This window comes from Kutzneria sp. NPDC052558, from assembly GCF_044547355.1.
Classification (GTDB): Bacteria; Actinomycetota; Actinomycetes; order Mycobacteriales; family Pseudonocardiaceae; genus Kutzneria.
Genome location: NZ_JBIUAG010000001.1, coordinates 118284 through 134934 on the forward strand (window position 1 = coordinate 118284; position 16651 = coordinate 134934).

At 71.4% G+C, this 16651-nt stretch carries 18 protein-coding genes; 10 read left to right on the top strand and 8 right to left on the bottom strand.

Going from position 1 to position 16651, the window contains the following annotated elements; genetic code table 11:
- The first annotated feature begins 17 nt into the window (after positions 1–17).
- Genes ACIG5F_RS00540 through ACIG5F_RS00550 form a run of 3 tightly spaced genes read left to right on the top strand, consistent with a single transcriptional unit; the run spans position 18 to position 2672 of the window.
- On the top strand, positions 18–443 hold the full coding sequence (locus ACIG5F_RS00540) for a PPOX class F420-dependent oxidoreductase (protein ID WP_396515121.1): 426 nt from the start codon (positions 18–20) through the stop codon (positions 441–443).
- Complete coding sequence (locus tag ACIG5F_RS00545; protein WP_396515123.1) at positions 443–1081, top strand: HAD-IA family hydrolase; 639 nt, start codon at positions 443–445, stop codon at positions 1079–1081. Before ACIG5F_RS00540 ends, ACIG5F_RS00545 begins: the two co-directional genes overlap by 1 nt.
- 34 nt (positions 1082–1115) lie before the next feature.
- Positions 1116–2672 carry an alpha/beta hydrolase gene (locus tag ACIG5F_RS00550; RefSeq protein ID WP_396515125.1) on the top strand — a complete coding sequence of 519 codons (1557 nt, stop codon included), beginning with the start codon at positions 1116–1118 and terminating at the stop codon, positions 2670–2672.
- Between the two features lie 40 nt (positions 2673–2712).
- Here ACIG5F_RS00550 and ACIG5F_RS00555 read toward each other — a convergent pair whose 3' ends face one another.
- Complete coding sequence (locus ACIG5F_RS00555) at positions 2713–3048, bottom strand: VOC family protein (protein ID WP_396515126.1); 336 nt, start codon at positions 3046–3048, stop codon at positions 2713–2715.
- Positions 3049–3124: 76 nt separating this feature from the next.
- Between ACIG5F_RS00555 and ACIG5F_RS00560 the strand changes: the two genes are divergently transcribed.
- Positions 3125–4012, top strand: a complete 888-nt coding sequence (locus ACIG5F_RS00560) for a sigma-70 family RNA polymerase sigma factor (RefSeq protein WP_396515127.1) — start codon at positions 3125–3127, stop codon at positions 4010–4012.
- Here the strand turns inward: ACIG5F_RS00560 and ACIG5F_RS00565 are convergent.
- Genes ACIG5F_RS00565 through ACIG5F_RS00580 form a run of 4 tightly spaced genes read right to left on the bottom strand, consistent with a single transcriptional unit; the run spans position 3957 to position 7404 of the window.
- Positions 3957–5192, bottom strand: coding sequence for an RNA polymerase sigma factor (locus ACIG5F_RS00565; protein ID WP_396515128.1), 1236 nt, complete (start codon positions 5190–5192; stop codon positions 3957–3959). The genes ACIG5F_RS00560 and ACIG5F_RS00565 overlap by 56 nt on opposite strands.
- Complete coding sequence (locus tag ACIG5F_RS00570) at positions 5189–5563, bottom strand: YciI family protein (RefSeq protein ID WP_396515130.1); 375 nt, start codon at positions 5561–5563, stop codon at positions 5189–5191. Before ACIG5F_RS00570 ends, ACIG5F_RS00565 begins: the two co-directional genes overlap by 4 nt.
- 27 nt (positions 5564–5590) lie before the next feature.
- A complete protein-coding gene (locus tag ACIG5F_RS00575) occupies positions 5591–6757 on the bottom strand; it encodes a methyltransferase domain-containing protein (protein ID WP_396515132.1) in 1167 nt (388 codons plus the stop codon).
- Positions 6754–7404, bottom strand: a complete 651-nt coding sequence (locus tag ACIG5F_RS00580) for a hypothetical protein (protein ID WP_396515134.1) — start codon at positions 7402–7404, stop codon at positions 6754–6756. Before ACIG5F_RS00580 ends, ACIG5F_RS00575 begins: the two co-directional genes overlap by 4 nt.
- Before the next feature lie 46 nt (positions 7405–7450).
- Here ACIG5F_RS00580 and ACIG5F_RS00585 point away from each other — a divergent pair, with 46 nt between their 5' ends.
- Positions 7451–7741, top strand: coding sequence for a UTRA domain-containing protein (locus tag ACIG5F_RS00585; RefSeq protein ID WP_396515136.1), 291 nt, complete (start codon positions 7451–7453; stop codon positions 7739–7741).
- 74 nt (positions 7742–7815) lie between these two features.
- Entirely contained in the window at positions 7816–8256 is a 441-nt protein-coding gene (locus tag ACIG5F_RS00590) for a YybH family protein (RefSeq protein ID WP_396515138.1), read from the top strand.
- Here the strand turns inward: ACIG5F_RS00590 and ACIG5F_RS00595 are convergent.
- Entirely contained in the window at positions 8246–9733 is a 1488-nt protein-coding gene (locus tag ACIG5F_RS00595; RefSeq protein WP_396515140.1) for an FAD-dependent monooxygenase, read from the bottom strand. The two genes, ACIG5F_RS00590 and ACIG5F_RS00595, sit on opposite strands and share 11 nt — an antisense overlap.
- A gap of 89 nt (positions 9734–9822) precedes the next feature.
- Between ACIG5F_RS00595 and ACIG5F_RS00600 the strand changes: the two genes are divergently transcribed.
- The 3 genes from ACIG5F_RS00600 to ACIG5F_RS00610 all read left to right on the top strand — a co-directional run bounded on the left by ACIG5F_RS00600 (position 9823) and on the right by ACIG5F_RS00610 (position 12556).
- Positions 9823–10632: a TrmH family RNA methyltransferase gene (locus ACIG5F_RS00600; protein ID WP_396515142.1), complete on the top strand. Its 810-nt coding sequence runs from the start codon at positions 9823–9825 to the stop codon at positions 10630–10632.
- Between the two features lie 67 nt (positions 10633–10699).
- Positions 10700–11728, top strand: a complete 1029-nt coding sequence (locus ACIG5F_RS00605) for a LuxR C-terminal-related transcriptional regulator (protein ID WP_396515144.1) — start codon at positions 10700–10702, stop codon at positions 11726–11728.
- Between the two features lie 171 nt (positions 11729–11899).
- Complete coding sequence (locus ACIG5F_RS00610) at positions 11900–12556, top strand: L,D-transpeptidase (RefSeq protein ID WP_396515146.1); 657 nt, start codon at positions 11900–11902, stop codon at positions 12554–12556.
- A 77-nt stretch (positions 12557–12633) separates the two neighbouring features.
- On the opposite strand, the gene ACIG5F_RS00615 is transcribed toward ACIG5F_RS00610, so the two are convergent.
- Together ACIG5F_RS00615 and ACIG5F_RS00620 are read right to left on the bottom strand one after the other, a co-directional pair.
- The gene (locus tag ACIG5F_RS00615) at positions 12634–13917 is read right to left on the bottom strand and encodes a M20/M25/M40 family metallo-hydrolase (protein ID WP_396515148.1); all 1284 of its coding nucleotides are present in this window, start codon (positions 13915–13917) and stop codon (positions 12634–12636) included.
- Positions 13918–13923: 6 nt separating this feature from the next.
- On the bottom strand, positions 13924–14751 hold the full coding sequence (locus ACIG5F_RS00620) for a M55 family metallopeptidase (RefSeq protein WP_396515150.1): 828 nt from the start codon (positions 14749–14751) through the stop codon (positions 13924–13926).
- A gap of 104 nt (positions 14752–14855) precedes the next feature.
- Here ACIG5F_RS00620 and ACIG5F_RS00625 point away from each other — a divergent pair, with 104 nt between their 5' ends.
- Positions 14856–16649, top strand: a complete 1794-nt coding sequence (locus ACIG5F_RS00625; protein ID WP_396515152.1) for an ABC transporter substrate-binding protein — start codon at positions 14856–14858, stop codon at positions 16647–16649.
- Positions 16650–16651: the final 2 nt, after the last annotated feature.

Sequence of the window (16651 nt, forward strand, 5' to 3'; positions counted from 1 at the left end):
GTTGCTACCGTGGCGACGTGGCGGAAACGATCAAGCTGCCGGGGCAGCTGCGCGAACTGATCTCCAGTGGGCCGCTGGCCCACCTGAGCACCATCAACCGGGACGGCAGCCCGCAGGTCTCGGCGATCTGGATCGGACTGGACGGCGACGACCTGGTCAGCGGGCACCTCGGGCACTACGCCAAGATCCGCAACATGGAGCGGGACCCGCGCGTGGTGCTGGCCTTCGACGCGCCCCGGGCGCCGGGCCAGTTCCTCCAGGAGCACGCCGTGCTGCACGCCCGGGCCGAGGTGGAGACGTCCGACGACACCTGGGACCTGCTGGACCGCCTCACCAAGGTCTACCTGGGCCCGGACGTCACGTTCCCGGACGAGCGCAGGCCCGGCTTCACCGTGCGGTACAAGGTCCAGCGCATCGGCGGCGTCGGCCCCTGGGTGGCCTGATGTTCTTCGACGTGGCGGCGGTCCTGTTCGACATCGACGGCACGCTGGTCGACTCGACGCCGGTGGTGGAGCGGACCTGGCGGACGTGGGCGGCCAAGCGCGGCATGGACGCCGAGGCGATCCTGCGGGTGTGCCACGGCCGGCGCAGCGAGGACACCATCGCCGACCTGCTGCCCGAGGCCGAACGGGAGGAGGCGGTCGCCGAGCTGGCGCACATGGAGCTGACCGACCTCGACGACGTCACGGCGCTGCCGGCGACCACGGAGTTGTTGCCGGCGCTGCCCTTGAACCGTTGGGCGGCAGTCACTTCCGGTTCGCAGCGGCTGATGCGGGCCCGGCTGACCGCGGCCGGTTTGCCGGTGCCGAAGGTGTTGGTCGCCGCCGACGACGTGACGCGGGGCAAACCCGACCCGGAGGGCTACCTCAAGGCGGCCGCCGCGCTTGGCGTCGACATCCGTGAATGCCTGGTGGTCGAGGACGCGCCCGCCGGGTTGGCCGCCGGCCGCGCCGCCGGGGCCCGCACGCTGGGCGTCGCCACCTCGCACGACGCCGCCGAGCTGACCGCGGACCGGGTCATCGCCGACCTGACCGCGTGTGCGATCGACGTCACCGAGAACGGCCTGGTCGTTCGGGCTTGACCATGCCGCTGCGGCATAGTTTCGACTGTTCCTCATGAGAAGCCAACTGGGGATCGCCGCCGTGGTCGCAGCCGTGCTGTGCGGCTTGGTGGCCACGGCGGCGCCGGCACAGGCCGGCGTTGCGACCCGCTACGCGACGCAGCAACTGAACTGGCGCCAGTGCGCCGCCGACGAGGTGAACCTGCCGGCGGGCGCGGATCCGACGAAGTTGCTCGCCGGGTTGCAGTGCGCCACCTTCACCACGCCCCGCGACTGGGATCACCCGGGCCAGGGCCCGGACCTGACCATCGCGGTCAGCCGCCTGGCCGCCACCGGCACGGCCACCGCGTCGCTGATCACCAACCCCGGCGGGCCGGGCGGGGCCGGGCGGTTCTTCCCGGTCGCCCTCACCGGGCAGGCGGCGCTGCGCGAGCATCAGGACGTCATCGGCATGGACGCTCGCGGCACCGGCAAGAGCACCACCGTGGACTGCGGCGAGGACGGCAGCTCGTTCGCGAAGCTGGACCCGCAGAACCGGGATCCCGGCAACCTCAACAAGATCCTGGACGGCATCGCCGGCTTCGCCCGCGCCTGCCAGCAGCACGCCGGCGCGCTGCTGCCCTACATCGACACCTACCAGACGGTCCGCGACATCGACCTGCTGCGCACGCTGCTGGGCCGGCCGACGATCAACTGGGTCGGCTACTCGGCCGGCACCTGGATGGGCGCGCACTACGCCCAGACGTTCCCGCAGCACACCGGCCGGTTCGTGCTGGACTCCAACACCGAGTTCACCGGCACTTGGCAGGACTCCTTCGGCTTGCAGCCGATCGGCATCGAACGCCGCTGGCGCGAGGACCTCGTGCCGTGGCTGGCCAAGTACGACGCCGACTATCATCTCGGCGCCACCGCCGACGCCGTGTACGCCACCTACCAGAGCATCCGGGCGGCGCTCGGCCGCACCCCGCTCGACCTGGGCGGCGGCGTGACCTACGGCCCGTTCGACCTGGACCTGGCCATCCTCGCCGCGACCGAGGCCACCGGCGAGTGGAAGGCGCTGGCCGCCACCGTCGGCAACGCCCGCACCGCGACCGACCCCGCCGCCTCAGAGCAGGCCAGGGCCGCCGCCCGGGCGGCGATCAAGGCCGTCATCCCGCCGGTCGACTCCAACGCCGGGCCCCAGGTGGCCACCGAATACGCCGTCCGCTGCAACGACACCCGCTACGTCGGCGGGGACCGCGCATCGCTGATCCGCTTGTCCCAGCGCTACATCGACGCGGGCCTGCCGTTGTGGGGCGCGGCCCAGCTGGAGCAGCCGTGCGCGTTTTGGCCCAGCCACCCGAAGCCGTTGCCGACCGTGAACGGCAAGGGTGTGCCGCCGGTGCTGATGGTGCAGGGCGAGCGTGACCCCGTCACCCCGATCGAGGGCGCCCGCGCCGCCCACGCCCGATTCCAGAACTCGCGGCTGATCACCGTCACCGGCGCCGGCAACCACGGCCAGTACTGCCTGGACCAGAACCCCGCCTTGGACGCCATCGTCGACAACTATCTGGTCAACGGCGTCGTGCCGGCGGACCAGAGCATCCCCGGCTCGCCGCTGCCGACCCCGTGACCCGCGTGGGGCCCCTCCCGTTCAAGGGGCCGCACCGCCGTCAGCCGCGGTCCTGGATCAGGCCGATCTCGTTGCCGTCCACGTCCAGCACGCTGGCCACCGTCCGGCCGTTGCCGACTTCCTTGGGCTCCTGCGCGATGCTCGCCCCCGCCTCCACCAGCGCCGCCAGGCCCGCGCTCAGGTCCTCCACGTGCCGGTAGCAGGCCGGGCCGTTGGTGCTGCCGTTGGGCACCAGGCCGACGTGCTGGCCCTCGGCGTCGTAGCCCACGTAGTACGGCGACTCGACGCTCGGGGCCACCCCCAGCAGCGCCGTGTACACCGGCTTCGCCTTCTCCACGTCCTGCACGGGGAACAGCACCGTCTGCAAGATCGCCATGGTTTTCTCCTCCGGTCACATCGGGCGTCCGCCGCCCGTCACTGCTATGACGGACCGCGGACGGAGGATGTGACCCGTGAACGAAGAATGGCTGGCCGGACAGTTCGAGACGCATCGGGACCACCTGCGCGGGGTGGCCTACCGGATGCTCGGCTCGGCCAACGACGCCGAGGACGCGGTGCAGGAGTCGTGGCTGCGGCTGAGCCGGGCCGACACCAGCGAGGTGGAGAACCTCGGCGGCTGGCTGACCACCGTGACCGCTCGGGTGTGCCTGGACATGCTGCGGTCCCGCAAGTCCCGGCGCGAGGACCCCATCGAGGAGGCGCCGGTCGAGGCCACCGTCGCCGGGCCCGAGCAGGAGGCGCTGCTGGCCGACTCGGTCGGGCCGGCGCTGCTGGTGGTGCTGGAGACGCTGGCCCCGGCCGAGCGGCTGGCCTTCGTGCTGCACGACCTGTTCGCGGTGCCGTTCGACGAGATCGCGCCCATCGTCGGGCGGTCGGTCGCCGCCACCCGGCAGCTGGCCAGCCGGGCGCGGCGGCGGGTGCAGGGCGCGGACCACCCCGAGGCCGACCTCAACCGGCAGCGCCGGGTCGTCGACGCCTTCCTCGCCGCCTCCCGTGACGGGAACTTCGACGCCCTGCTGGAGCTGCTGGACCCGGAGGTCGAGCTGCGGGCCGACGAGACCACCGTCGCCAGCTCCATCGCCAACCAGGACAAGGGCGCTCCGCTGCTGTCCGCTCGCATGACCGGCGCCCGCACCGTGGCGACCGCCTTCTCCGGCAAGGCCCGCGGCGCGCTGCCGGCCCTCATCGACGGCAAGGTCGGCGCGGTGTGGATGTACCGCGGCGAGGTCATGGGCCTGTTCGTCTTCACCGTCTCCGACGACCGGGTCGTGAGCCTGGAACTGGTCAACGACCGCGAGCGGGTCGCTGGCGCGGAGGTGGAGGTGCTGCCTTCGCGGTGAGGTAGCGCTGTTCCGGCAGGCTCAGGGTGCGGCGGGCCGCCTGCTCGTAGTGCGTGCGGGCGGCCTCGGGATTGCCGGACAGTTCGAGCAGGTGGGCGCGGACGGCGTCGACCCGGTAGTGGCCGCCCAAGGTCGGCTCGGCCCGGTCGAGCTCGGCCAGGGCGGTGGCCGGGCCGCGGACCATGGCCACGGCGACGATGCGGTTCAGGGTGACCATCGGCCCGGGCGCGGCGGCGGTGAGCAGCTCGTACAGGCCGAGGATCTGCTTCCAGTCGGTGTCGTCGGGGCCGGTCGCCTCGTCGTGCACGGCGGCGATCGCCGCCTGGAGCTGGTATGGGCCGATGGCGGCGGTGGCCAGGGCGTGGGTGATCAGGTCCGTGCCCTCGGCGATCGCCGCCCGGTCCCAGCGGGTGCGGTCCTGCTCGGCCAGCGGCACCAGCGTGCCGTCGGGGCGGGTCCTGGCCGGGCGGCGGGCGTCGGTGAGCAGCATCAGCGCCAGCAGGCCCGCCACCTCGCCGTCCTCAGGCATGCGCCGGTGCAGCTGCCGGGTCAGCCGGATCGCCTCGGCGGTCAGCTCCACCCGGTTGATGGCGGCGCCGGAGCTGGTCGTGTGGCCCTCGTTGAAGATCAGGTACAGCACGCTGAGCACGGCCGCGATCCGCTCGTCCCGCTCGTCATCCGGCGGCGGCGCGAAGTGCGCCCCGGCCGCCTTGATCTTCGCCTTGGCCCGGCTGATCCGCTGCCCCACCGTCGATTCCGGCACCAGCAGCGCGCGGGCGATCTCTCCCGTGGTCAGGCCGCCCACCGCGCGCAGCGTCAACGCCACCTGCGACACCCGGGTCAGCGACGGGTGGCAGCACAGGGTCAGCAGCGTCAGCGTGTCGTCCACTGTGGACACCTCGGCGTCGTCCACTTCGGACGCGAACACCGCCTCCTCCCGCCGGCGGCGGGCCGCCTCGCTGCGCCACACCTCCGTCAGCCGGCGCTGCGCCACCGTGATCAGCCAGCCCGTCGGGTTGCCCGGCACCCCTTCCTCCGGCCACTGCTGCGCCGCCGCCAGCAACGCCTCCTGCACCGCGTCCTCGCACGTGTCGAAGCCGCCGTTGCGGCGCACCAGCACGCCGAGGACCTTCGGCGCCAGCGTGCGCAGCAGGTCCTCCACCTCGGTCGTGACTCTCACAGGTCCAGCGTGCTCATGTCGAGGATCGGCCGCACCTCCACCGCCCCGCCCAACTGCGCGTCCGGCGTCCTCGCCGCCCACTCCAGCGCCCGCTCCTCGGTCTCGCAGTCCACCAGATAGAACCCCGCCAGGTACTCCTTCACCTCCGCGAACGGGCCGTCGCTGGTCACCGTCTCCCCGTCCCGCACCCACACCCGCTTGGCCAGCTCCGGCCCCGTCAGCCCGTTCGACACCACCAGCTCACCCGACGCCGCCAGCTCCTCGCCCAGCGCCATGTGCCCGCGCCCGAACTCCATCCGCTGCTCGTCCGTCAACGTCTCCCACAACGCCCGGGACCGCGGGTTGCTGTGGATCAGGATCAGGTACCTCACGTCCGAAACCTCCTCGCCGGAATCCTCTCACCGCCGGACTGTCGAAGCCGCCCGCTCGCCTTCGACATCCCCCCTCACGATCGGGTTGGCCGGATCGTCGACCCACACCCACTGCCGGTCACGCCGAACCGTGAGTCCGAGTCTGTCCCACGCCGGTCGATCGAACGCGGCCCACTGCGAGTACCCCGCCTCCACCGCATCCCAGAGCCGCAATGGCCCGGCCTGCCGCACAACATGCGCACCCTCCACGGCATCCAGAGCGACGGTGCACCAGGAACCGTCCGGCGCCGTGAGCCGCGCATGGCTCGGCGCGCCGCCGGTGGCATCGAGGACGTACCCGAAAGTCATCGGCTGGGCGCTCGCGAGTTGGGCGAGGAACCACGGGACTTTCTTCGTCCACGGCTGCGCGCCGAGCTCGGTCACCGACTCCGCAGCTGTCGTGTCGACGGATCCCGCCGGCAGGGGAGTCGGTCTCCCTTCGTGCCGCATGGGCATGAATGCCGCCCACTCAGGCAGAAAGCGACCTTCCAGTTTTTCGGCCATCCGCCTCAGGAGCACCAGGTTTCCGCTCTGGCTGCCGCGCTTGACGTCGACCAGAGCCAATCCTCCGGGCACGAGCTGATCGGCCCACGCCCACGGCACCTCGGGTACCGAACAGGTGGCGATGACCCTGTCGTACGGCGCGAACTCGGGCAGCCCCTCCTCGCCGTCGACCACCCGCAACGTCGGCTCCCGGCCTATCGATGCCAGCCTTTCTCGCGCCAGCGCGACCAAGTCTGCGTTCACATCGATCGAGTACACGTTCGCGTCCCCGAGACGAGCCGCCAACAACGCCGCGTTGTACCCGGTCCCGGTGCCGATCTCCAGCACACGATCGCCGGGGCGCACGTCCAACGCCTCCAGCATCCGGACCATCAGACTCGGCTGGCTACTCGACGAGATCGGCTCCATCGCAGCGTCGCCAAGCGCGGTGACCAGCGCCGTGTTCGAATACACGGCGTTCCACCACCGGTCCCCGTGGCTGCTGTCGACCCTCTCCCACCGGCCATTCCGATCCTGCTCATAGAAACAGGGCACGAGGTGATGCCTGGGCACGGTGCTCAGCGGCTCGGCCCAGTCCTCGGTCCGCAGCGCGCCCTTGGCCCGCAGTTCCTCAACGAGCGCCGCCGCCCGTGCCGGCCAGCCCTGAGTCACGAACCGACCCCCTCGGCGAGAAGTGCGGCCAGCGTAGCGGTCACCGGCGCGCCGGTCGCGGACTCGAGCCACCCGTACTGACCACCAGGATTGCACTCGAGGAAGGTCCATCGGCCGTCGAACGTGACCACGAAGTCGAACGCTCCGTAGACCAACCCGAAGTGCCGCATGAAGTGGCGTACGCCCTGCCGCACCTCGACGGGCACATCGATCCGGTCGTAGGTCAGCGCCTCGTAGTCGCGGCGGAAGTCGACGTACGACTCGACGCTGCCGGCCTCGATGGAGAAGGCGAACAGCCGATCACCGATCACGATCAGCCGAGCGTCGTACTTCTTCGGCACCCAGTGCTGGAACTGATGTGCCGTCACGTCCACGCCGCGAAGATCGGCCAGCTCGGTGTCGGTGATGATGCGGCTGAAGGCGACCTTCCGTCGACCCTCTTCGGAGATGCTGGCCGCGCCGAACATCTTGGTGAGAACCTCGGCTCCTGCGGCAAATCGCCGGACCGCGTGCTCCTCGTTGGTGACGAGCGTCGGCGCGACAGCCAGGCCGCACCGCGCTGCCACGGCGAGCTGCGCCGGCTTGTATCCGGCGTCCGCCAGCCGACCGGGGTGGTTGATCCAGAGCACCGGCAGCGAAGTCAGCACTCCGCCGAGCCCGAGCTTGGCCTCCGTGTGCGCATGACGGCGTTCGGTGGCACTGAGCCCGTCCGGAAACCGGAACGCCGTTGGACTGCGGAACCAGACCGACCGGATCGAGGATGCCGGCCACGGGCCGCTGTCCTGGTATGAGCGCATTTCGGCGCGGGCGGCGACCACGCGCGAGGTGGAACTGCTGCGGCTCCCGGCCGGCGTGCCGGTGCAGCGCATTCTGCGTACCAGCACGTCGCCGGCCGGCCGGGTCTGCGAGGTCAACGCCACCAGCATGTCCGCCGAGCTGTACGAGATCGGGTACCCGGTGGAGCGGGCGAGGCCCTCGGACTGAGCTCTCGACGGCGGGATGTCGAATCGCGGCGGGCGGTGTCGACACGGGGGTGACCGACGAGAGGGAGAGCAGTCATGAGCTTTCGGGAGACGGACGAGATCCGGGGCGTCATCACGGCGGCCGAGAGGGCGATGCGGGAGCGGGATGCGGCGGGGTTGATCGGGCGGTACAGCGAGGACGTGGTGAAGTTCGATCTGGCGCCGCCGCTGGGGCGTAGCGGCGACGACGCCCGGGACGTGGGGCGGCAGCAGGCGTGGTTCGACACGTTCGAGGGGCCGGTGGACTTCGAGGTGACGGAGCTGTCGATCCACGTGCACGGCGAGTTCGGGTGGGCGCACTCGCTGAACCGGATGTCGGCGTCGCCGAAGGGGGCGGGGTTCGCGTTCGAGATGTGGTTCCGGGCGACGTACGGGCTGCGCAAGGTCGACGGACGCTGGCTGATCGCCCACGAGCACAGCTCGACACCGTTCTATATGGACGGTTCGCTGCGCGCGGCGACGGACCTCAAGCCGTAGGGGAGCCGAACCAGCGTTCCAACGCCTCGGCCAGGCCGTCGGGGGAGGCGCCGGCCCAGGCGACGAAGCCGTCGGGGCGGATGAGCAGGGCGGGATGGTCGGCCGAAGATCCGGTGACGACGTCGACACGGTCGCGCCAGCCGGCGGCGACGGGGGCGACGCCGGCGAGGTCGAGCAGCAGAGGGCGGCCGGTGCGGCGGAGTTCGGCCAGGCGGACCACCCCGGCTGTGGTGGTGACGGACAGCTCGGGCACGAGGGCGCCGACGAGGGGATGGTCGCCGGCGAAGTAGCGGGTGTCGTGCCCGGACATGGTGTCGACGATGTGCCGACGGGCGGCGACGGGCTCGATGAGCTCGGCGAACAGGGTGCGCAGGGCGGTGACCTTGGAGCCGGGCGAGAGCAGCGCTGACTGGGCCTGGGTCTGCATGGCGACGCGTTCGGCGACGGGGTGGCGCTCGGAGTGGTACGTGTCGAGCAGCCCGTCGGGGGCCCAGCCCCGGATGGTGGCGGCGAGCTTCCAGCCCAGGTTGGCGGCGTCCTGGAGCCCCGCGTTGAGGCCGGGCCCGCCGATGCCGGAGTGGATGTGGGCGGCGTCGCCGGCCAGCAGGACGCGGCCGAGACGGAACCGGTCGGCGATGCGGGTGTTGCGGCCCCGGCTGCGCCGCATGAGCAGCGGCCGGTCCAGCACGGGCAGCTCCATCGGCACGTCGGCGCCGAGCACCCGCCGCACGCTGGCGGCCAGCTCGTCGAGGGTCAGGGGGACGTCGTCGCCGGGGGCGTCCGCCCATTCCATGGTCGTGACCGAGCAGGCGTCGTCGAACCGGGCCCAGATGAACGCCCCAGTTGTGGTGCGGTGGAAGAAAAACGGCGGGATGTCGCCATGTCCCGGCACGGGCAGGCCGCCGGCCGAGGCGGTGGGCAGCACGACGTTGACGGAGCGGCTGACGACGTCGTCGTCGGTGACGCCGGGGAAATCGATGCCGGCCAGCTTGCGGACGTCGCTGCGGCCACCGTCGCAGCCGACGAGGAAGTGGGCGGTGTAGTCCTGGTCGGCGGTCACGGTGATGTGGGACCCATGGTCGGTGAAGCCTGTTACAGGGACTCCACGTCTGATCTCCACGCCGAGTCCGACGGCGTGCTCCTCCAGGACGGCCTCCAGCCGGGTCTGCGGGACCAGGACGGTGTGCATGGGGTTGTCCGGCACGTCGCGCAGGTCCAGGCGCAGGCCGCCGAACATGTAGAACGGCGTCGCGGCCGGCGGGGCGGGCCAGCCGCTGAGCTTCTCGTACAGGCCACGGGCGTCCATCAGCCGGGCCACCACCCCGGCCAGGCCGTTGGCCTTGGGTTCGGTCGCCCGTTCGGGGAGCCGCTCCAGCACCAGCGGCCGCACTCCGGCCAGCCGTAACTCGGCGGCCAGCATCAGGCCGTTCGGCCCGGCCCCGGCGATCACCACGTCGTAGTCCACGTCGATGTCCATGGCGACCACGCTACAGAAATCTGCGTGCCACGCAAAGATGCGGGCCGCGCAAATTGGTGACCGTGGCGACCTGTGCCAGGGTTGCCGGCGTGACTGATCTGCGGGTGACGACCCGCAACGCCCGGTTCCAGCAGTGGGAGGCGTTGCTCGGCAACCGGACCAAGCGGCAGCGCACCGGCGAGTTCCTGGTGCACGGCGTCCGGCCCATCACGCTGGCCGTCGAACACGGCTGGCCGCTGGCGGCGCTGCTGTACCCGGGCGGTCGGCGGCTGTCCAAGTGGGCGGCCGAACTGCTGGACACGGTGCCGGCGACCCGGGTCGAGATGGCCCCCGAACTGCTGGCCGAGCTGGGGGAGAAGGACGCCGACAGCGCCCCGGAGCTGATCGCGGTGGCCGCGCTGCCGCCGGACGACCTGGACCGGATCCCGGTGCCCGAGGACTTCCTTGGCGTGGTCTTCGACCGGCCGACCAGCCCCGGCAACATCGGCTCGGTGATCCGCTCGGCCGACGCCTTCGGCGCGCACGGCGTGATCGTGGCCGGGCACGCCGCCGACGTCTACGACCCCCGCTCGGTGCGGGCCAGCACCGGCTCGCTGTTCGCGCTGCCGGTGGTCCGGGCCGACGCGGCGGCAAATGCACTCGAATGGATCCGCGCCCAACCCGTAACGGTTCACATCGTGGGCACCGATGAGCACGGCACAGCGGTCGTGGACCGACACGACCTGACCGGACCAACGCTGCTGGTGGTGGGCAACGAGACCGCCGGCATGAGCAATGCCTGGCGCGCGGCCTGCGACGACGTGCTGAGCATCCCCATCGGCGGGGCGGCCAGCTCGCTCAACGCGGCCAACGCGGCGTCCATTGTTCTCTACGAGGTAGCACGACAGCGCAGACTGTGATGTATCTGAGGCACCTCCTCATTCATCTTGGTTTACATTGGGTGTTCACCATGGGGAGGTCGAGAAGGTGGACGACGAGACGAGTGCGGCCGAGCGCAGCACGGGGGCTGCTCGGAACCAGGTGCTCCGGGGCCGGCTCAGCCGGGCCACGGAACTAGCGGCGCGCGCGGTGGCGACCGCCGTTCAGTCCGTTTCGCAAAGTCAGGGCCACGGGTCGGGTCCGCTGGGGCATGGGGAAGAGCTGACGGCCGCGCTGGCGGTGCAGGCCTGGGCGGCCGCCTGGCGCGGCGACTCGCAGCTGGCCGACCAGGCCTCGGCCCGGGCCATGCACCAGCTGGACGCCGGCTGGTCCCGTCGACTGCTGGTGGAGCTGCTGGGGGCGCGGCTGCACCTGGGCGACGTGGACGGCTGCCAGCGGCTGGCCGCGCTGGCCGGCGTGGAGACCGACCCGGGCCGGGTGGCGCCGGTGCTGCGGCCGTGGATCTGCGAGTCGATGGTCAACGTGGAGCTCACCCGCAGCCGGCCGGCCCGCGCCGCGTTATGGGCCGAGCACGCGGCCGAGACCGCGCAGCCGTCGATGTGGGGGCACACCGCGGTCATGCACCTGGCCAACGGCCAGGTCGCGCTGGCCCGCAACGACCTCCAGGTCGCTCAGCTGCGGGCCAGTCGGGCGGCCGAGGGCTTCACCGACGCCGGCATGCCCGGCTACGCCGCCCGGTCGCACGCCGTCGTGGGGGCGGCCCTGATCGGCATGGGGGAACGGGACGCGGCGCTGCGGGAGCTGAGCATGGCGCGCAGGCTGGCCGAGAGCTGTGGGGCCCGGGCGCTGGCCGCCGAGCTGGTGGACGCCCAGCTGAGCCTGTCGGTCCGTCGCGCGCCGCAGGTGCGCAGCATGGACAGCCTGACCGTGCGCGAGCACGAGGTCGCCGAGCTGGCCGTGCGCGGTCTGACCAACCGGCAGATCGCCGAGAAGCTGGTGGTCAGCGTGAAGACGGTGGAGGGACACCTGTCCCGCGTGTTCACGAAGCTGGGCGTGCCGTGCCGGACGGCGCTGGCCGCGCCGCTGCGCAAGATCGACGCCGAACTGGTGCACTGACCGCGCCCGCGGGTCGGGGCCGCGGGGGGCGGCCCCGACCCGGCGCGGGAATTACCTGGTGGTGCGGAAATAACGTGAACGTGCGGCAAAAGGGTTGATCTTCCCCTACGATCGCGCCGACCGGCCCGTACACGATTTCCTGGAGCACCCCCGATGCCCAACCGCGTCGTTATGGCGACAGCGGCCACCGCCATGGCGCTGACCGCCACCGCCACCCCCGCGGACGCCACCCCGCTGCCCGTGCCCTACCACGGCGACGCCAGCCAGCTGATCACCGTGGTGGCCGACAGCCCGACCGCGACCACCGCCACGTTCACCGCGTGGCAGCGCACCGGTCTGCTGTGGGACCAGTGGAAGGCGGTGCGCGGGCCGCTCACCGCCAACGTCGGCTCGGACGGCATCGGCCAGGCCAGCGAGAGCGTGTCCAAGACGCCGGCCGGCGTGTGGACGCTGACCGAGGCCTTCGGCCGGCAGGCCAACGACGGCACGCGGCTGCCCTACCGCCAGGTCGGCGACAGTGACTGGTGGGTGTCCGACGTGCACTCCCCGCTCTACAACACCTACTACCACTGCGATCCCGGCACGTGCCCGTTCAACGAGGCCGCCGGCGAGGACCTGGGCAAGGCCGGCCCGGTCTACGACCACGCGGTGGTCATCGACTACAACCGCAACCCGGCGGTGCCCGGCGCCGGCTCCGCGTTCTTCCTGCACATCTCGGCCGGCCGGCCGACCGCGGGCTGCGTGTCCATCCCGGCCGAGGACCTCAAGGCGGTGATGGCCTGGCTCGACCCGGCCCAGCGCCCCGTGATCGACATCGCCGTCAACTGACGTTGACACGTCATGAAGGGCCCCATACTGACGTTCAACGTCAGTATGGGGCCCTTCATGACGTTAAAGCGGGGCGGTCAGCAGCGGGACAGGAACCGGTCGAGGACCTTGGTCCCGAACCGCAGGCCCTCGACCGGGACCCGCTCGTTGACGCCGTGCGCCATCGCGCGGTAGTCGAAGCCCTCGGGAATCCAGAGTGGGGAGAAGCCATAGCCGGGGATGCCCAGCCGGGCGAAGGCCTTGGCGTCCGTGCCGCCGCCCAGGCAGTACGGCACCACCACGGCCGCCGGGTCGGCCCAGCGCAGCGCGTCGGCGATGGCGTCGAACCACGGCGAGTCCACCGGCGCCTGCACCCCCGGCTGCGGGTTGATCAGCTCCCGGCTCACGTGCGGCCCGATCAGCTCGTCCACTCCTGCCAGCAGCTCGGCCTCGCCGCCGGGCAGCACCCGGGTGTCGATGAGCGCCTCGGCCGTGCTGGGGATGACGTTGACCTTGTAGCCGGCGGTCAGCGCGGTCGGCGTGGTGCTGTTGCGGATCGTCGACTCCACCAGCGAGGCCGCGCCGCCAAGCCGCGCCACCGTGCCGTCCACATCGGACAGATCGACCTCGACGCCCAGCGCCTCGCCGACCCGCTCGATGTAGGCCTGCACGGACGGGATGAGCCGCACCGGCCAGCGGTGCTCGGCCAGCCGCTGCACGGCGGCGACCAGGCGGATCACCGCGTTCTCGTCGTTGCGCCGCGAGCCGTGGCCGGCCCGGCCGCGGGCGGTCAGCCGCAGGTGCGAGGAGCCGCGCTCGGCCGTGCCGACCGGATAGAAGTGGATGCCGTCGACCCGGTGCGTGTGCCCGCCGGACTCGCCGATCGCCGCCGCGCAGTCCCGGAACAGGTCGGGATGCTCGGCCACCAGCCAGTGCGCCCCGTAGTCGCCGGCGTCCTCCTCGTCGGCCACGAAGGCCAGCACCACGTCCCGTCGCGGCTGGCGGCCCTGGGCATGCCAGTCCGTGACCACGGTCAGCAGCTCGGCCACCATGTCCTTCATGTCGACCGCGCCCCGGCCCCACAGGTAGCCGTCGCGCAGCTCGCCGGAGAACGGGTGCACGTCCCAGTCCGCCGCCTGCGCCGGCACCACGTCCAGGTGGGCCTGCACCAGCACCGGCGGCAACGACGCATCGCTGCCCGCCACCCGGGCGATCACGTTGGTGCGACGGGGTTTGCGCTCCAGCAGCGTCGGCTCGACGCCGGCCGCCGACAGCTCGGCGGCGACGAACTCGGCCGCCTCGCGCTCACCCTCGCTGTCCCCGCCACCCCGGTTGGTGGTGTCGAACCTGATCAGCTCCGCGCACCGCTCGACGACGTCCACGCACCCTCACCCGTAGATCTTCTCGACCGCGCCGCCGGCGATGTTGGTCACGATCTTGAACGCCTTCATGGCCTCGGTCATGGTCGGGGCGTCGTAGCCGACCCGCAACAGGGAGATCCGCTCCACGGTCGGGATGACCGCGGCCGCCGCGGCCAGGTGCGCGGCGTCGAAGGCGACCTCCATGTGGTGGCTCGACGCCACCGGCTCGACCCGGCCGGCCCGGGCCATGGCCGACCGCGCCGCCTCCTCGATCAGCTTCCCGCTGCGCGCGGGCGGCAGGCAGATAGCCGAGTAGCGGCTGACGCACTCCTTCACCGCGGCCGTGCGGGCCTCGGGCGCGTACTCGGAGGCGTCCTCACACGTCTTGTCGTCGCCGGTGACCAGCAGGACCGGCACGCCGTGCTCGGCGGCGACGGCGGCGTTGAGCCGGCCCTCGCTGGCCCGCACGCCGTCCAGCCACACCCCGGTCACGGAGTTGCCGAGATAGGTGTGCGAGAGCACGCCTTCGGCGCCGGCGCCGGTGTGGTAGCCGAGGAACACGACACCGTCCACACCGGACTCGATGCCCTGCATCATCGACAGCGGCTTGTGCTTGCCGGTCAGCATGCGGGCCCGTTCGTCGAGCTCCTCCAGCAGCAGGTTGCGCTGGGTGTCGTGGGCCTCGTTCACCAGCACGTCGTCGGCGCCGCCGTCGACCAGCCCGCGCACGCAGGCGTTGACGTCGCCGTTGAACATCCGGCGGAACCGCTGCCACTGCTCGGTGCCGGGCTCGACGTCGGCCGGCCACGTGACTCCGGTCGCGCCTTCCATGTCGGCCGAGATGAGGATTCGCACGCTCGGTACGTTACGGGTTGGCGGCCATTGTCGACAATTGTTGACACATTGCCTTACCGAGTGGTTACTTCTTGGCCAAACATGGGGAAGGGGAGGTGCGCGTGATGCGCATCAGACGCATCGGAGTCGGCCTGATCGCCGCCGGGCTGGCGGTCCTCGGCACGCCGATCGTGGCACAGGCTCAGGACACCGCGCAGCCCAAGGTGCTGCGGGTCGCGGTCACGGGCACGATCGCGACGATGAATCCGTTCACGGCCTACCACCTCGGGGACACCGAGATCGGCCGGGTCATGTACGCGTTCCTGACCTCCTACTCGCGGCAGGACTTCAGCCCCCAGCCGGGCCTGGCCGACAAGTGGTCGACCTCGGCCGACAAGCTGACCTGGACCTTCCACATCCGGTCGGGCATGACGTGGTCGGACGGCCAGCCGATCACCGCCAAGGACGTCGCCTGGACGTTCAACAAGATCATGACCGACAAGACCGCGGCCACCGCCAACGGCAACTTCGTGACCAACTTCGACACGGTCACCGCCGGCGACGACAGCACCGTCGAGATCAAGACCAAGAAGCCCCAGGCCACCATGCTGGCCCTGGACGTGCCGATCGTGCCCGAGCACGTGTGGTCCAAGGTCACCGACATCGGCAAGTACGACAACCTCCAATACCCGGTGGTGGGCAGCGGGCCGTTCACGCTGACCAACTTCACCCAGGGCCAGTCCATCACGCTCAAGGCCAACCCGGACTACTACGGCGACAAGCCGGCCTACGACCAGCTCGAGTTCCGGCACTACGACAACGCCGACGCGGCCGTGCAGGGCCTGAAGAACGGCGACGTGGACGTGGTCAGCGGCCTGACCCCGGCGCAGTACAGCGCGTTGCAGGGCACGCCCAACGTCACCACGGTCAAGTCGAGGCAGGCCCGCGACAACGACCTGCTGATCAACTACCAGGCCCAGACCAACACCCGCCAGCCGGTCGGCGACGCCAACCCGGTGCTCAAGGACCCGAAGGTCCGGCAGGCCATCGCCCAGTCGGTGGACATCAAGACCCTGGTGGAGAAGGCCTACGGCGGCCTGGCCGAGCCGGGCGGCGGCTTCGTGCCCGCGGTGTTCGCCGACTACCACTGGAGCCCGGACGCCGGCCAGGAGCAGAAGTTCGACCTGACCGCGGCGGGCAAGCTGCTCGACGACGCCGGCTACCCCAAGGGCCCGGACGGCGTCCGCGTCGGCAAGGACGGCAAGCCGATCACCCTGCGGCTGCTGGTGGACAACGGCATCGCGCAGCAGATGTCGGCCGCCCAGTTCATCCAGGGCTGGCTCAAGCAGGTCGGCCTGGGCGTGACCCTCCAGGCGCTCAGCTCGGACGCGATCACCGACGCCGGCAGCGCCGGCAAGTACGACCTGCAGATCGGCGCCTGGACCGGCAACCCCGACCCGGACGCCCTGCTGTCCGTGCAGACCTGCGGCAACCTGCCCGACGCCGACGGCAACGGCAACACCGAGAACTTCATGTGCGACCCGCAGATCGACTCGTTCTACGACGCGCAGAAGTCCGAACTGGACCCGGCCAAGCGCCAGCAGGACGTCAAGGACCTCCAGGCCCGGCTGTACTCGCTGGACAGCTCCATCGTGCTGGCCTACCCGAACGCGCTGGAGGCCTACCGCTCCGACCGCTGGTCCAGCTTCGGCCTCCAGCCGGCCGACGGCGGCTCGATCACCCACCAGAACGGCTACTACGGCTACCTGCTGGCCCAGCCGGTCGGCTCGGCCTCGAGCGGCGGCGGCGTGAACACCGGCCTGATCATCGGCATCGCGGTGGTGGTCGTGGTGGTGCTGGGCGGCGGCGCGTTCCTGCTGACCCGGCGGCGTCGGGCCGGCGCCGACGAGCGGGAGTAGCC

Coding starts and splice junctions, on each gene's coding strand:
- ACIG5F_RS00610 (WP_396515146.1), top strand. CDS start 11,900: ATGGCGACAGCGGCCACCGCCATGGCGCTGACCGCCACCGCCACCCCC.
- ACIG5F_RS00550 (WP_396515125.1), top strand. CDS start 1,116: ATGAGAAGCCAACTGGGGATCGCCGCCGTGGTCGCAGCCGTGCTGTGC.
- ACIG5F_RS00590 (WP_396515138.1), top strand. CDS start 7,816: ATGAGCTTTCGGGAGACGGACGAGATCCGGGGCGTCATCACGGCGGCC.
- ACIG5F_RS00625 (WP_396515152.1), top strand. CDS start 14,856: ATGCGCATCAGACGCATCGGAGTCGGCCTGATCGCCGCCGGGCTGGCG.
- ACIG5F_RS00595 (WP_396515140.1), bottom strand. CDS start 9,733: ATGGACATCGACGTGGACTACGACGTGGTGATCGCCGGGGCCGGGCCG.
- ACIG5F_RS00555 (WP_396515126.1), bottom strand. CDS start 3,048: ATGGCGATCTTGCAGACGGTGCTGTTCCCCGTGCAGGACGTGGAGAAG.
- ACIG5F_RS00545 (WP_396515123.1), top strand. CDS start 443: ATGTTCTTCGACGTGGCGGCGGTCCTGTTCGACATCGACGGCACGCTG.